Origin of the sequence: Pantoea sp. alder81, from assembly GCF_020179835.1 — a bacterium.
In the GTDB taxonomy this organism is placed as follows: Bacteria; Pseudomonadota; Gammaproteobacteria; order Enterobacterales; family Enterobacteriaceae; genus Pantoea.
On sequence record NZ_JAIUDA010000035.1, the window covers coordinates 1 to 672 of the forward strand.

The following is a 672-nucleotide window of genomic DNA, read 5'->3' on the forward strand; positions in this document are numbered from 1 at the left end:
CAAAAGAAGTAGGTAGCTTAACCTTCGGGAGGGCGCTTACCACTTTGTGATTCATGACTGGGGTGAAGTCGTAACAAGGTAACCGTAGGGGAACCTGCGGTTGGATCACCTCCTTACCTGAAGATACCTTCCCGCGTAGTGCTCACACAGATTGTCTGATAGAAAAGTAACGAGCAGAAAAAACCTCTACAGGCTTGTAGCTCAGGTGGTTAGAGCGCACCCCTGATAAGGGTGAGGTCGGTGGTTCAAGTCCACTCAGGCCTACCAAATTTCTTCTCATGCTGCGTTAAAGCGCCGCTCGTATAGTGAACTATACGTCGCGACCTTTTGCCCTGCCTGAAAAGAAATGACCGTTTGAAAAAACGGGACTCCTGGTGAGTGGTAGTAGTGGTCTCTGCAGTAACTGTATGGGGCTATAGCTCAGCTGGGAGAGCGCCTGCCTTGCACGCAGGAGGTCAGCGGTTCGATCCCGCTTAGCTCCACCATTACAGTGACTCAAAACAATACTTCAGAGCAGACCGGCAACGGTAGGCTGCGAAGTATTATGCTCTTTAACAATCCGGAACAAGCTGAAAATTGAAACGACACGTCGCGTTCATTCTCCGTAATAAGAATGAATAAACGATGTGTTCGAGTCTCTCAAATGCTTGCAGTCTGCATGCGTTGTAAAAC

At 49.0% G+C, this 672-nt stretch carries 2 tRNA genes and 1 rRNA gene; all 3 read left to right on the forward strand.

Features of this window, described 5'->3' with window-relative positions:
• Positions 1 to 116 (forward strand): 16S ribosomal RNA (locus LBW88_RS26465); the annotation flags it as partial.
• A 74-nt stretch (positions 117 to 190) separates the two neighbouring features.
• Positions 191 to 267 (forward strand) — tRNA-Ile (locus tag LBW88_RS26470).
• A gap of 142 nt (positions 268 to 409) precedes the next feature.
• Positions 410 to 485, forward strand: a tRNA-Ala gene (locus tag LBW88_RS26475).
• The last annotated feature ends 187 nt before the right edge of the window (positions 486 to 672 follow it).